Annotated in this window: 10 protein-coding genes; 5 read left to right on the forward strand and 5 right to left on the reverse strand. The window is 47.3% G+C overall.

What is annotated here, in order from left to right:
- Nucleotides 1-114: 114 nt before the first annotated feature.
- From mce to K3G39_RS14745, 3 genes are all read left to right on the forward strand, one after another.
- Nucleotides 115-516 carry a methylmalonyl-CoA epimerase gene (mce, locus tag K3G39_RS14735; RefSeq protein WP_220626933.1) on the forward strand — a complete coding sequence of 134 codons (402 nt, stop codon included), beginning with the start codon at nt 115-117 and terminating at the stop codon, nt 514-516.
- A 113-nt stretch (nt 517-629) separates the two neighbouring features.
- The gene (locus K3G39_RS14740) at nt 630-1,202 is read left to right on the forward strand and encodes an L-threonylcarbamoyladenylate synthase (protein ID WP_220626934.1); all 573 of its coding nucleotides are present in this window, start codon (nt 630-632) and stop codon (nt 1,200-1,202) included.
- Nucleotides 1,203-1,347: 145 nt separating this feature from the next.
- Nucleotides 1,348-2,790 (forward strand): CCA tRNA nucleotidyltransferase, encoded by a 1,443-nt coding sequence (locus K3G39_RS14745; protein ID WP_220626935.1) that lies wholly within the window; start codon nt 1,348-1,350, stop codon nt 2,788-2,790.
- A 13-nt stretch (nt 2,791-2,803) separates the two neighbouring features.
- On the opposite strand, the gene K3G39_RS14750 is transcribed toward K3G39_RS14745, so the two are convergent.
- From K3G39_RS14750 to K3G39_RS14760, 3 genes are all read right to left on the reverse strand, one after another.
- On the reverse strand, nt 2,804-3,685 hold the full coding sequence (locus K3G39_RS14750; protein ID WP_220626936.1) for a hypothetical protein: 882 nt from the start codon (nt 3,683-3,685) through the stop codon (nt 2,804-2,806).
- A gap of 83 nt (nt 3,686-3,768) precedes the next feature.
- Nucleotides 3,769-6,285: a PspC domain-containing protein gene (locus tag K3G39_RS14755; RefSeq protein ID WP_220626937.1), complete on the reverse strand. Its 2,517-nt coding sequence runs from the start codon at nt 6,283-6,285 to the stop codon at nt 3,769-3,771.
- The gene (locus tag K3G39_RS14760; protein ID WP_220626938.1) at nt 6,282-6,626 is read right to left on the reverse strand and encodes a PadR family transcriptional regulator; all 345 of its coding nucleotides are present in this window, start codon (nt 6,624-6,626) and stop codon (nt 6,282-6,284) included. The genes K3G39_RS14755 and K3G39_RS14760 overlap by 4 nt, the downstream gene beginning before the upstream one ends.
- Nucleotides 6,627-6,909: 283 nt before the next feature.
- On the opposite strand from K3G39_RS14760, the gene K3G39_RS14765 reads away from it, so the two are divergent.
- Nucleotides 6,910-8,004 carry a PorV/PorQ family protein gene (locus tag K3G39_RS14765; protein WP_255594378.1) on the forward strand — a complete coding sequence of 365 codons (1,095 nt, stop codon included), beginning with the start codon at nt 6,910-6,912 and terminating at the stop codon, nt 8,002-8,004.
- Between the two features lie 28 nt (nt 8,005-8,032).
- Complete coding sequence (locus K3G39_RS14770) at nt 8,033-13,099, forward strand: C25 family cysteine peptidase (RefSeq protein ID WP_220626939.1); 5,067 nt, start codon at nt 8,033-8,035, stop codon at nt 13,097-13,099.
- Nucleotides 13,100-13,133: 34 nt separating this feature from the next.
- Here the strand turns inward: K3G39_RS14770 and K3G39_RS14775 are convergent, their stop codons facing one another.
- Both K3G39_RS14775 and K3G39_RS14780 read right to left on the reverse strand, forming a co-directional pair.
- On the reverse strand, nt 13,134-14,024 hold the full coding sequence (locus K3G39_RS14775; protein ID WP_220626940.1) for a transposase: 891 nt from the start codon (nt 14,022-14,024) through the stop codon (nt 13,134-13,136).
- A gap of 39 nt (nt 14,025-14,063) precedes the next feature.
- Nucleotides 14,064-14,519, reverse strand: a complete 456-nt coding sequence (locus tag K3G39_RS14780) for a hypothetical protein (protein ID WP_220626941.1) — start codon at nt 14,517-14,519, stop codon at nt 14,064-14,066.
- Nucleotides 14,520-14,586: the final 67 nt, after the last annotated feature.

Consider the following 14,586-nt stretch of genomic DNA (forward strand, 5'->3'; position numbering starts at 1 on the left):
CTATTTTTTTATCTCTTTTAATCCTGTCTGATTAACAGTTGTGAGAAATTATTAGTTTTGAATTCCCTGCAAAATTAACAAAAAAAGGTTACTTAGACTAATTACAAATTGAAAATGGTAAACGTAGAACATATAGGTATAGCAGTTAAAAATTTTAGTGAGGCAAATGCCCTGTATTTTAAATTGCTGGGCGTAGAACCTTATAAAACAGAGTTTGTGGAGTCTGAGGCTGTAAACACCTCTTTCTTCAAGGTAGGCGGCACCAAAATAGAGCTTTTGGAGGGCACAACTCCCGATAGCGCCATTAGCAAGTTCATCGAAAAGCGCGGTGAAGGTATACACCACATCGCCTTTGAAGTGGAAGATATACTTGCCGAAATGGAGAGGCTGAGAGGTGAAGGCTTCACTTTACTGAACGAAACGCCCAAAAAAGGCGCCGATAACAAGCTGGTTTGCTTTGTGCACCCCAAAAGCGCTAACGGTGTGCTGATTGAACTGACGCAGGAGATTCGGTAAATGGTTTCATGGCTGCATTGTTAAATTGTTGAATTCAGCTAATGTTTCGATTCGAGTATAAGCTCCGAGAGGAACAACCATTTAACCATAAAGCAATTTAACCATCTAAAACGATGAAACACTTTCTGAAGGAGGTACAGGCGGCTGAAGACGAGTTGCTGATTGGCAACGTGATTTTATACCCCACAGATACGGTATGGGGAATTGGCTGCGATGCCGAAAATGCCAGAGCAGTCAAGAAGATTTTTAAAATAAAGGAGCGAGAAGAGTCGAAGTCGATGATCGTGTTGATGAGCGACGTGGCCATGCTGCGTCGCTATGTGCGCGATTTGCCGGAGGGCTTCGAAGAACTGGCTGCATTGCAGAAACGACCAACGACCTTTGTCTTGACTGGTGCGCAAAATCTTCCCCAAGAGCTGATCGCCGAAGACGGCAGCATCGGTATACGCATCGCTAAAGATAAATTCTGCCACCGCCTGATGCAGCAGATTGGTCGTCCGTTGGTGTCTACGTCGGCTAATGTGAGCGGTGAGGCTGCCCCAAAAGCTTTCACCGAGATTTCTGACACCATTAAAGAGCGGGTAGACTATATCGTGCAGTGGCGACAGGATGAAGACGTGGAGTCGCGACCGTCGCGTATTATTAAGATTGATGAAAGTGGGAAGCAGACGGTTATTCGGGAGTAGGGTATAGGTATAGCATGATCAGCATAGACTTGCTATACCTTTGTTCCAAAGTCCGTTACCAAATTTTGACTACGCTCTGAATTTATCTCTTTATTTTTGTGCCTCGGGGGCGGTTCTGCATAATCCGAGGTTTTGATTTTTCTGAATGGATACAATAAAATTACCAGAGCACCCCATATTTGATACCGTTGCCGCGGCCGCTGCGGAAGTAGGCGTAGATGCTTATGTGATTGGAGGCTTTGTGCGTGATTTGGTCCTCAAAAGGCCTTCTAAAGATATAGATGTGGTATGTGTCGGCAATGGCATTGAGCTGGCCGAGTGCGTATCGCATAAACTAGCGCATAAGCCAAAAGTATCGGTTTTTAAGAACTTTGGTACGGCCATGCTGCGCTCCGGTGAGTGGGAAGTGGAGTTTGTAGGAGCCCGGAAGGAGTCTTATAAAGAGCATTCCCGTAAGCCAGATGTAGAAACCGGGACGTTGGAAGATGACCTGAAGCGTCGCGACTTTACTATCAATGCCCTAGGTATAAGTCTGAACGAGAGCACGTACGGACAGCTGATCGACCGCTTCGATGGGATAAAAGACATGAAGCGCAAAATCATTCGAACGCCGCTGGAGCCAGGCATTACGTTTTCTGACGACCCGCTGCGCATGATGCGTGCTATACGCTTCGCCTCTCAGCTCAATTTCGATATCGCTCCAGAAACTTTCGATGCCATTATCGACAACAAAGAGCGCATCAAGATTGTGTCGCAGGAGCGTATTACAGACGAGTTGAACAAGATCGTGCTCTCTCCGAAGCCTTCCTATGGATTCAAATTGCTTTTCACTTCCGGTCTTTTGCAACTGATCTTCCCGAAAATGGCAGAATTACAGGGTGTGGAAACCGTAAAAGGCAATTCCCATAAAGATAACTTCTACCATACCCTGCAGGTGCTCGATAATGTGGCCGAAGTGTCGGATGAGCTGTGGCTGCGCTGGTCGGCCATTTTGCACGACATCGCCAAACCCGATACCAAGCGATACCACGAGAAAGTAGGCTGGACTTTCCACGGCCACGAAGAGCGCGGCGCCCGCATGGTGCCCAAGTTGTTCAAAGACCTGAAGCTACCCCTGAACGAACACATGAAGTTCGTACAGAAGTTGGTTCGCCTGCACCTGCGCCCCATTGCGTTGGTAAAAGACACCGTCACAGACTCAGCTATACGCAGACTTCTGTTTGAGGCGGGCGACGACATTGATGCGCTGATGAAACTGTGCCGCGCCGACATCACCTCCAAAAATGACAGCAAAGTGAAGCGCTACCTGCAGAATTTCGATAAAGTGGAGAAGCGACTGGTAGAGGTGGAGGAGAGCGACAAACTGCGCAATTTCCAGCCAGTGATCACGGGCGAGATTATTATGGAGACTTTCGATCTGAAACCTTCCAAAACGGTAGGGGAGCTGAAAGAGGCGCTGACGGAGGCGATATTGGAGGGAACTGTTAAGAATGAGTTTGAAGAGGCATATACATTTCTTCTCAAAAAAGGAGAGAAGTTGGGGCTGACAGTCGCAAAGAGACTATCAACAAATAAAAAAGGAGAGTAGCTACTCTCCTTTTTTATTGCAGTGCGCACCGAATGGCTGGCGCCTGCATTGGAACATGGTTGCGCCCGACTACGGCAAATACCCGTTCTCCCCGCTGCACGGCATCGGTTAGAAGCCTGTACATGTGCAGGTTACGGTACTCGCTGCTGTGGCGGTTGATGGTATTTGTGAACTTGCCGCCGGTTTTATCTCCATCTTCACGAGGTGTAAACCAGGCAGAAGGAGCCTCCCACCAATTGGCCGGCGCTGACCAGTACTTCTCATAAGCTGGTTGCAGCGACTCGATATCGGGCAATACTTTGGCAAAGGCAGGTATAAGGGTGTTAGCTTTTTGGAGCAATTGCGTAATGGCGGCTTTAATCTGCGATTCATCCATTCCTTTATGTTCTCTCAGCCTGCTTGCCTCCCGAAGTATGTAGAACAGCTTAATTTGTTCAGGAGTGAAATCATTCCTGGCAATTAAGTAGTTTACCTCTTCTTGTGGGCTTGGTTCCAGCGACAGCGTTTTTATACCTGCAGCCTTTGCCATGAACCTGACAAAGCCAGGCTCTCCGAATTTCTGTATCGTTTCCAACTCAGAATCGGCTATACCTCGGTCCGGCCCCTCAAAAAAAGCTAGCGTTGGTTTTTGAAGCGCCCATATCTGACGCATTTCCAGGAACTGTGGATCGGCGATATGATCAGTATGGGATACGCCAATGTATTGCAGGCTGCCGCCGCTTTTGGCTGTAAGCTGCAGAGACCACTGTGTTGCAGGAGTTTCCTTCCAGCCAAGATAGGATATTACTTTTTTATCGCAGTCGGTGTAAGCCGGACCCTGTGCCTTTGCTCCTGTAAAAGTGGTTAATACCGTCGTAGCAATCGTCAGAAAAAGAAAGCTTATATTATTCAGCATAGTTTTAAGTTGTTCTAACGGACAGGTATAAGAGGAATAGGAAAGGGATAAGCAAAACAGCTTATCCCTTTTTCGTAGACTTACTACATGCGAGACACCTTGCTGGCGCCTGATACATCAGTTACCACGTTGCTTGGGTTACCTTTGTAGCGCACTTTGCTGGCACCTGCAGCATCGGCTCGCAGCGTGTTGGTGGCATGCACATCGGCTGAACACGCACCTACGGCTTCTATCTCTACTGTGTTGGCAACTAATCTGGTGGCATCTAACTTACTGGCGCCTGCAACATCCATCTCCACGTTATCAGCGCGACCTGTAAAGGTACTTTTAGAAGCACCTGCAATATCAGCTTTCAGCCTGTTCACATTCACATCCACAAAAGCCTGTGTCGCACCTGTCAGGGCAAGGTTCAGACTACTTGACTTGATGTGACCTATATCGGCTTTGATGGCGCCGCTCAGGTCGAGGCTGCGCAGCTCAGGTACCGTAATCTGAATCAGCACCGCTTCCTGTTTTTCAAAAAGTCTGATGGTACGGTCTTCGTGCTCAACTACCAATTCGCTCCCGTCTTTTCTGATTTCGAGCTTTTTCAGGTCATCGACGTTACCATTGGCTGTTACACTGTAGGTGCTGCCCTGCGTGATTTGCACGTGGTAGGCACCGTTTACTGTAATCGCATCAAAATCACTGAAGTCGTAGGTCTGTTTGTTCGAGCTATACTCCGACTCGTTCATCAGCACGCTTCCTCCAGCGCCCATTGTAGCGGCGGCATTATATGTGAAATCGCTGTCTGCTACGTCAAGTGTGTCAGATGCGCAAGTGATACAAGCAAGTAGGTTGCCCTTTACCTGCCAGAGGTTACGCAGGGTTTTCTCGCGGCTATACTCTTCTTCAAAAGCGCTGCTTGGTACCATGCGCAGGAAGTTGTTGGTCAGGCGCAGTTGCTTGTCCTGCGGTATCATCAAGGTAACATCCATGCGCTGGCTACGGTAAGCTGCCCCGGACGCAAACTCAAAGCTATCGTCGAAGCGGAGTGTAGAGTCGGTCTGTACCACGCGGTAAGTAACCATACGGGCATTTTCCTGTGCTTCAGCCTCGTTTTTTCCTTTGGCTTTCAGGCGTTGCTGTACATCCAGGTTGGAGCCAGTGTGACCCTGCACATCAAAATAGATGCGATTTTCATAAGAAGAATTCGTGTTATACCCATCCAGCGTGATAGTAGGGTATGGGCCCACCGGGAATGACTGTGTAGTAACCACTTCGCCGGAGCGACGGAAGTTTTCAGCATGCGCCGCAATAAAAGCTATCATGGTGAACAAGCTGATCAGCCAGATTCCGAACAAAGACCAACCTACCAAAGGACGCATAAAGAAGCGTTTCGCCAAAAGGCCAATGGATAACAAGATCAGGAACAGGATAGGTATAAGTCCTACAAAAAAACCAGCCACCAGTCCGAGCCGGGGAAAGCCCTCCAGAAGAATGGAGGCCGGAAAATCACCTGTACTAATCCAGACCTGATCATCAACTATGCCCAAAGACACAAACAGGGAAGTGAAAAGCGCCACGGTCAGGCCGAGGGAAATCACCAATAGGGTAATTCCGGCAGCTACTCTGATCAGTGTAATCAGGACACCAAGTATAGGTCCCAAACCGCGACCGAGCCAGTTAATCACCTGCGAGATGATGCGAAAAGGAAGCAGCAGTACCTTTGCGGCAGTACTTTCCTCTCCGTTCTGGTCTTTCATGTTCAGGTTTTCCTTGAGCGTGTGCTCAATACTGGCCAGCGTAACCGGGTTGCCCTGCATTTGCATACGTTCGGTCAGGCTGGCCGCCTCCGGGACCGCTACCCAGAGGATAATGTAAGCCAGTATACCAAAGCCGCCCGCAAAAATCAGGGCCAGGAACAAAATGCGGATAACGGCCACATCCACACCGAAATACTTGGCGATACCGCTTGCTACACCTGCCAGTTTCTTGTCGTCAGGGTCGCGGAACAGCTTTTTCACCGTAATTTCAGGCAGTGAGTGGTTTACAGGCAGCGCAATCCAGAGGATGATGTAAAGGATCAGGCCGAAAGAACCAGAGATACCCTCGGTTAGTGGCGTACCTATTACCAGGAACACGAAAATCAGGCGAATCCAGACAGGGTCTACGTTCAGGTAGTTGGCTATACCTGCCGATACACCGCTTACTACTTTGCGGCTCACGTCGCGGTAAAGGCGTCTTGGTCTGGCTACTGTGGCTGCCGCTGCACCTCCGGCTTCGGCAAACTCAGGTTCAGGAGCGTTGGTGGTGTATGCTTTTCTGGCGTGTGACATTTCCTCTTCCATCGGCTCCAGTATCTCGAAGTCGGTCACATCACCCATCTGTGCGATAAGAGACTGTACATCCTCCATTGTGATAACCTGTTTGCCAGGAGAAAGACGCGTTGAAAAGATCTCCGCGATACGTGCCTCGATATCAGCTACAATCTCCTCGTGCCCTTCGTAGCTCGAAAAGTAGTGGCGGATAGAGGTAAGATAGCGGCTCAGTTGCTCATACCCATCCTCCTCGATGTGGAAGATGATGCCTTGCAGGTTGATATTTATGTTCTTTTTCATAATTGCTGCGCTTTCTTGTTTTGCATGATGAATTCGGTGGAAGCTACCAGTTCGCCCCATGTATCCCGGAGCTGGTCCAGAAAAGTGCGACCGGTCTCGGTCAGTGTGTAATACTTGCGGGGAGGCCCGGAGGTAGATTCGACCCAACTGTAGTCGAGAAGCCCCGCGTTCTTGAGGCGAGTAAGGAGAGGATAAAGGGTTCCCTCCACTACTATCATCTTGGCAGCTGTCAGCTCCTCCAACATATCGGATGCATATACCTCACCACGAGCGATAATCTCCAGGATGCAGAATTCCAGAATTCCCTTCCGCATCTGCACTTGTGTGTTTTCTACTTTCATGATGATTCCGTTTAATGTTGAAGCAAAGTTAATAAAAGGTACTATGTAACGCAAGGTACTGTTTAAAAATAATTACGAAACTTTTTTCAAAGAGTTTAAGTGGCAGCTAATTGTGGATAAAAATGATTATTTTTGGATGCAAAAAAATGCCGCATAAAGTCAACTAATTCAGTTTCTGAAGTGTTAGGAGGCAAATTGCCATACCTGGAGAGCGGTAAATTTTTTTTAATCCGAGCGAATAAATTTTTTTTAAGACCCCTGAAGTTACAGTTTACCTGTGCCTATGAACAGATTTACCCTTTCTATATTTATAGTTGTGCTGTGTTTTGTGAGTGGGGCTGTGCAGGCGCAGGTGTCCACGCCGAAATACAGCAACGAGTTTTTGAACATTGGCGTAGGAGCCCGGGCGCTCGGTATGGGCAATGTGCAGGTAGCCTTTGCAGACGATGCCACGGCAGGTTTCTGGAATCCAGCCGGTCTTGTTCAGCTTCAGAACAGGTATAACATCTCCCTGATGCACTCCGAGCTTTTCGCAGGTATAGCCAAAAACGACTTTGGCAGCTTTGCCATGCCCATTGATTCGAGCAGTGCACTGGCCGTTTCGGTTATCCGCCTCGGGGTAGATGACATTGTGGACACCCGCCGTCTGCAGAACGAGTATGGCTACATTCAGTACGACAGCATTCGTTTCTTCTCTGTAGCCGACTATGCCGTACTCTTTTCCTATGCCCGCAAGAGCAATTTGATCGATGGCTTAACACTGGGTGTGAATGCCAAGATAATTTACCGCAACGTGGGGGAGTTTGCCAATGCCTGGGGTTTCGGTTTTGATGCAGGCGCCCAGTTGCGTCGCGGTACCTGGCAGTTTGGCGTCATGGCAAAGGACGTAACAACCACCTTCACCGCCTGGACCCACAACGTAGAAGCACTGGAGGCAACTTATCAGCAAACCGGCAACGACCTGCCCGAGAGTACAGCTGAACTCACGCTTCCTCGTTTGGTGCTGGGAGCAGCCAAAAACTTCACTTTCTCCGATAAAATTACAGGTATACTGGCCACTGATATTGACTTCACTTTCGATGGCCGACGCAATGTGCTCCTTAAGTCCGACTTTGCCTCCGTGGACCCACATGTGGGGATGGAACTTGCCTATGCCCAGACCGTATTTGTGCGTGGCGGGCTGAACAACTACCAGCAATTCCGGAATTTTGACGGGGGCATGTCTGCTAAAGTGCAGCCCAACTTTGGGGTAGGCTTCCAGAACAATGGATTGAACATCGATTTGGCGATGTCACGCATCAACGGAAGCGATGGTAATACGGCCAATGCTGCGGGTCTTTACTCCATTATCATTTCGCTAGGTTATTCTTTCAATTAAAAACATACGGTTTCAAGTTTTACAGCCGATGAAAATAAACAGACTCTTCCAACAGTTTTTACTCGTTAGCGTACTCTCATTCGGGTTGCAGGCAGCAGTACAAGCCCAGTCACCGACACCTTACGGCAACGAGTGGATTGATTACAACAAAACCTATTATAAGCTCAAGGTAGTTAACACAGGTCTGCACCGCCTCAGCCATGGCTTCCTGGATAGCCTTGGGCTGGCTGGTACCAACCCGCAACATTTCCAGCTTTTCAGAAGAGGCAAGGAAGTCGCCATTCACGTAGCCGGCGAAGCTGACGGCCGTCTGGACACGCAAGACTTCATCGAGTTTTTCGGTGAGCGTAATGATGGGCGGTTAGATCAGGATCTTTATAAGAACCCAGCTCATCAGCCACATCAGTTATATAGTCTGTATACGGATACCGCTGCTTATTTCCTGACGGTGAATCCAGCCGGCGGCAAGCGCATGCAACAGGTGAATCCTTCGCCTGCAGGGAAAACGCCGGAGCCCTATGTGTTAAGGAAGGTGACGCAGTATTTTGTGGATCTGTATTATAGTGGAAAAATATATGGTACACCAAAAGCACAACTCGCTTGGATGGATACAGGAGAAGGTTATTCTGCAACTGGTAGTGCTAGTCCAAAGAACTATAATATTACTTCTGTAACTAACTTAGTCACAACAGGACCAAAACCGTTTGCTCAATTTAACTTAATTGGTATAAATGGTGAGACGCAGACAGGACTAATAAATGTGGTGCCGTCTGCAGGAGGGGCAAAACAAGTATCATCCTTTATGTTTGGAGCATATGGACACCAGCATATTAATGGTCAGATTGAATTTTCTGATGTTCTAGCTGATGGTAGAGTTACTTTCCAAGTGGTTCCTAACTCAGTCCAAAAAAGTAGTGTTAGTATGTCCAACATACGATTAACGTTTCCCCAAAGGCCAACCCTTACGGCAAACTCTATTATATTCTTTACTGATTCTACACGTGCAGTAAACCCTTATTTTGAAATAGGAACTGCAACAGAAGGAGCGTTTGCTTATGATATATCAGATCCTTTCAATCCTATTCGAATTGAAGGTAATATAAGCGGGAATGGGAAAGGATTTGTAATTCCAACAAGCTCTAGTATTTCTCACAAAGTACTTATTGCAAATACAGCTAAAGCGTTCAAAGCTGTTGGTAAGTCAGAATTATCACGCTTCCGTCAGATAACACCCGCAGATCATAACTATATCATTGTTACGAATAAAAGGCTGATGAAAGTAGCTGTAGGTACACAAAGGCCTGCACCGCTGGAATATGCATCCTATAGGGCTTCGCCAGCAGGAGGCGGTTATGATACTCTGATGGTGTATATGGATCAGATTGTTAACCAGTTTCATTACGGTGAATTTTCATCGAATGCTATTCGAAAATTCATGTCCTATATGCTGACATCAGAACGAACTAAACACCTGTTCATCATAGGCAAGGGCATGAAATATGCTCATGGTGATTACAGATCTTTACGAGATTCACATTGGACAGGCACCCATAATAAGTATAGTTTTTATCATGTCGATGGCAGACATCCCAAAGTGCATGAAATGGATCTGGTTCCCACCGGTATGTTACCTGCCTCTGATGTTTTCTTTACTGCTGATTTTAGGAACAATCGTTATGCACCCCGCGTGCCCACTGGGCGTCTTCCAGCTACAACTGCAGAAAATATTATTGCATACTTAAACAAAGTTAAGGAGCATGAAAGCTTACCTGATGGTTTGGAATGGCGAAAGAATATTCTTCATCTAGGTGGAGGGAATGAAGGATTGCAGTCCTCTACTTATAAAAATTATTTAAATAGCTATAAGGAGATAGCTGAGGGCGTGCATTTCGGTGGAAATGTAACTTCACAATTCTTGCATCAGGAATCAAGCAATTATCTGAATGTATCTTCTGAGGTCAACTCCGGCCTTTCTTTAATAACGTTTTTTGGTCATAGCTCTACAGAAGTGTCAGATCTTGAGATTGGCTTAGCCTCTTCTAATGTGCATGGGTATCGAAACAAAGGAAAGTACCCAGTGATATTAATGAATGGCTGCTACAGTGGAGATGCATTTTTCTATAATAAAAATTCTTTCGGAGAAGATTGGTTGGTAACTCCAGATAGAGGTGCCGTGTCATTTATGGCAGAGTCATACATAGGTGGGGACTTGCCATTGCATAATTTCTCAGAAAGGTTTTATCAGATTGCCTTTGAGGATGCAACTTTTTATGGAAGTACTATAGGTAATATACATGGTGAAACTATAAGACGATTTAACAATAGCTCCTCAAATTTGGATGATGTACGCATAGCTACCATGACTCAGATGATTTTGCAAGGTGATCCGGCTGTTAGGCTTTATGCCCCAAGTAAGCCAGACTATGCTTTTGAAAATAATAGTTTTTCGGTTAGAGATCTGAATGGAGAAGTTGCTACTTCAGTTTCAGAGCATTTTGTTATAAATGTCAACGGAATCAATTTAGGTAAGGCAATTTCAGATTCAATAAGTGTCAGTATACAGCGTATACTTCCTGATGGGAATGAGCTAGCACCATTTTCTGTTAAAGCTAAGCCTATTTTTTATAAAGCCCAGCTAAGACTTGCAGTTCCAAATGTAGATACAAAAGGAGCGGGGATGAATAAATTTATAATTAATTTGGATAATATTAAACAGGTTGATGAGCTTAATGAAGACAATAACATAATTCAGGCTCAACACTTTTTACCGAGTTCAGGCATTTCCATTTTATCACCAATGGATTATTCCATAGTAAGTGAACCTACTGTCAATTTGATGGTACAATCTACGCAGCTTCGTGCCGAACCCAAGGGGGTGTACTTCGAATTAGATACAATAAATACATTTAACTCTGGACTGAAAAGGAGCTTTCAGGCTGCTCCAGGTGCTCTACCGGCTTGGCAAGTTTCTTTGCCAATTCAAAATCTGGATACTGATAGCACGGTTTACTTCTGGCGTGCTAGGTTTGATAACTTTGCCAAAGGGGAAGATACGGTATGGGTAAGCAGTTCTTTTAGGTATATCAAAGGCAATACAGGAGGATGGTCACAAAGCCATGCTGGACAATTTACGAAGTCAGTACTTGATAAGACTGTAGTCGATAATAACTCAGGTTGGAATTTCTCTCCTCAGTTCAGTAACATAGAAATTCGAACAATTGGGGGCGATGTAAGATTTAGGACACCTGATTTTGGAATTTTTATCAACAATGTGACGCGAGTTGATAATGCTTGCGGAGGGTTTATGAGTTCAGCGGCTCCAAGAATGTATTTTCTGGTGCTAGATAACCTTACATTGGAAGTTGTATCTGTTCCTGGATTTACACCTTGTAGATTTATGGGTGGGCTTTATGAATTTGGAAATTTAAATACAGCTACGATACGTGCTACAGTGCAGAGATTTTTAGATGCTGTACCTCAGAATTACTATGTAATTGCAATGAGTGCCAATAGTGTTCCATTTGAACTGTTTACCCCAGAGTTAAAAGCTGCATTTAATAAACTGGGCTCAAAGCTGATAAACGAAATTAAAACAGGTTATCCATTTGCAATGGTTGGACAAAAAGGAGCTCCAATCGGCGCTGCTGAGGAAGCTACAGCTGACTTAACAAGTAATGTGCCTCCAATGGAGCAGGATCTCCGATTCATCCACCAGATTAGTTCATTTAATACCCAAGGCTCCATCACCTCTACCCTAATAGGCCCGGCCCTAAGTTGGGGCAGCCTACATCATAATATAGAAAAGTACAAGAATGGAAACGATAGTTATAAGCTGAGCTTGTATGGTGTAAGTCCTGATGGTAACCGTGCCTTGTTAAATGATAATATAACATCAAAATCATTCGACCTAAGCAACGTGAGTGCCGATCAATATCCAAAACTTCAACTGACGGCAAATTTGACCGACACAGAAGACCGAACTGCTCCACAGCTTAAACAGTGGATGGTTTACTACCAAGCCGCTCCTGAAGGGGTCATACGTCCAGACTTAGTGGAGGTAAGCGACGATATTATAGCACAGCAAGCAAACCGGGGCCGTATCGAAATGCCGATGGCTTTTCAGAATGTGACGCCGTATGCTTTCCGCGATTCGATTACGGTGGAGGTAACACTGACTGGGGAAGGTATAGAACCACGCGTATCGCAGTTTAAGATCGGGGCGCTTGAAGGTAATAAGACGGCAATTTTCGACTATACTATATCGACACTCGAACTGGATGGTAACTACAAGTTGAGCATTTATGTGAACCCACAACTGCAGCCAGAACAACAATACCAGAATAACATTTATGAAGCGAATTTTGCTGTAAAGTCAAAGTTGCACCCAATTATGGATGTGGCTTTTGATGGGGTACATATCATGGATGGCGAGTTGGTAGCACCGAGTCCACTCATCAGCATTACCATGAAGGACGAGAACAAGCATGTTTATCTGGAAAATGCGGATGCGATGGAGGTTTATTTAACTAACAATGTTACAAATATATCAGTAGATGTAAGAGAATCTGCAAAGGCAAGTGAATTGCGTGTTTTCCCAGCCGATGAGAAAAATGATTTCCGTTTTGAATATAAGCCAGAACGTTTAGAAAACGGTATCTATACCTTAGAAGTAAAGGGCAAAGATGCGACAGGAAAAGACTCTGGTAATTCTTCATATAAAATCAATTTTGAAGTAGAAAACGAGTCTAAAATCACAAACTTCTATCCATATCCGAACCCTTTCTCAACCAAGACACAATTTATCTTCACCCTGACCGGGGGCGTCATCCCTGATGATTTCAAAATCCAGATCATGACTGTGACGGGTAAAATTGTGAAGGAGATTATGCGGGAGGAAATTGGGCCGATCCGCATTGGCAACAACAAAACAGAATATGCTTGGGATGGTACTGATACCTATGGCGACAAATTGGCTAATGGTGTATACTTGTACCGTGTAGTAATGCCGAAAGAAGCCGAGGAGATGAAGCACTTCTGGAAGAAAGGAGACAAGGGCTTCGTGAACGGTTATGGCAAGATTTACATTCTTCGATAAAACATAACCCAATCTTACCGATAACAACCATGAGTCATCCCGAATTTAGGGATTGATATTGTGTCCAAACATGCATGAGAGCTGTTCGGACGCGGTAAAGCGGCACCAGGGCTTCCTGGTGCCGCTTTCCTGTTCTATGGCATCCCCACCGGAGCAGCTCCTGGAGCTCTTCTGCCTGCAACAGGCTCAAGAGAAAGGCATACACCACCGAGAGGATCATCATCAGCTTGAGGCGGTTTTGCCAGAACCAGAGCCGGGGGCTTTCCAGGGCAAGCTCGGATTTGGAGTAACGGAAGGCTGCCTCCACCTGCCAGCCTCTGGCATAGCAGAAGACCACACGCCAGGCCTTTTTCACATTCGTGACGGGCAGGTTGGTAAGCATATAGAGCGGGGCATGCCCCTTGCTAGGCCTTAGGATGATGAGAAAGAGCTTCCTTTTGGGCCAACGGGGGTGGAAGACGGGCTGGAAGTAAAGGCCCATGTGGCGCTGGCACCTGCGCGGGGTATCCTTGACCAGGCGTTTGGAAAGGCTGCGCTTGCCCCTTGCCAGCTGCCAGCAGGGAAGCTGCCGGCCCTGCTCGTCTATCAACGCATACGCTTTGTTCCAGCGCAGGATAAAGTGCTGGCGACGCGCCAGCAGCTGCTTGAGCCAGGGAGCACCGGCGTAGCCGCGGTCAAAGACGTGGATGACCCGGCGCCCGAAATCTTTCACCGCCTGCTCCAGGCACCGCCGCCTGATCGTGGCCGCCTCCTCCCTGCCGCCCTCCAGGCGGGTGCTCCACCACTGGCGGGTGCTCCACCACTGCTGCAGATACAGGCGGGGGGCCGTGTGCAGGCCCATGAGCAAAAGGCCCAGCCAGTGAAAGCCCGGCACATGGACCGGGCGCTGCAGCGGCGGGTTGAAAAAACCCGGCCGGATGCGCACCAGCCGGCGAGCCTTGGTGCTGCGGACCGGGCACAGGCCCTAGGCGCCGATGCTTTCGGGCTTCTCCACCACGCTCTCGTCCCAGTGCAGGAGCACGGGCTGATGGGACCACTGCTGCATGGCGGCTTTGGCCTGCGCGCGCAGCCAGTCTGAGAGCAGGCCATAATGCCACTTGTCTGAGCGCAAAAGGTTGCTGATGCGCTTGGTGCCGGCAGGGGCCTTGGCCGGGGTGAGCAGGTAGGCGCCCAGCTCGCTTAGCAGCAGCCCGTGCTGGCGGTGGCGAAAACGAATGATGGACGCTACCAGCAGCGAGAAGGTACGGACCAGGCGCCGGTCCAGCCGCGCGTCCAGCATACCGAGCAGGGGGGAGAGAAAGTCCGAGAGCCGGTCGTGGAAAACAGAGCTAATCCGCTTTATCCTTTCTGCCGGCGGCTGCGTATGGGTAAGTAAATGCATAAAGCCTCCTTTTCTAAAGTGATCTGATACTACTATCACTTACGAAAAGAAGGCTTTTGCTTTGAAGCAATCCCAATCCTAAAGTTTGGGGTGACTCATGTTTGTT

It is taken from the genome of Pontibacter sp. HSC-14F20 (assembly GCF_019599265.1).
GTDB lineage: Bacteria > Bacteroidota > Bacteroidia > Cytophagales > Hymenobacteraceae > Pontibacter.

Excerpts from the sequence above, each read along its gene's own strand:
- K3G39_RS14745 (WP_220626935.1), top strand. The coding sequence starts at position 1,348 with ATGGATACAATAAAATTACCAGAGCACCCCATATTTGATACCGTTGCC.
- K3G39_RS14755 (WP_220626937.1), bottom strand. The coding sequence starts at position 6,285 with ATGAAAAAGAACATAAATATCAACCTGCAAGGCATCATCTTCCACATC.
- K3G39_RS14760 (WP_220626938.1), bottom strand. The coding sequence starts at position 6,626 with ATGAAAGTAGAAAACACACAAGTGCAGATGCGGAAGGGAATTCTGGAA.
- K3G39_RS14770 (WP_220626939.1), top strand. The coding sequence starts at position 8,033 with ATGAAAATAAACAGACTCTTCCAACAGTTTTTACTCGTTAGCGTACTC.
- K3G39_RS14765 (WP_255594378.1), top strand. The coding sequence starts at position 6,910 with ATGAACAGATTTACCCTTTCTATATTTATAGTTGTGCTGTGTTTTGTG.
- K3G39_RS14740 (WP_220626934.1), top strand. The coding sequence starts at position 630 with ATGAAACACTTTCTGAAGGAGGTACAGGCGGCTGAAGACGAGTTGCTG.
- mce (WP_220626933.1), top strand. The coding sequence starts at position 115 with ATGGTAAACGTAGAACATATAGGTATAGCAGTTAAAAATTTTAGTGAG.
- K3G39_RS14750 (WP_220626936.1), bottom strand. The coding sequence starts at position 3,685 with ATGCTGAATAATATAAGCTTTCTTTTTCTGACGATTGCTACGACGGTA.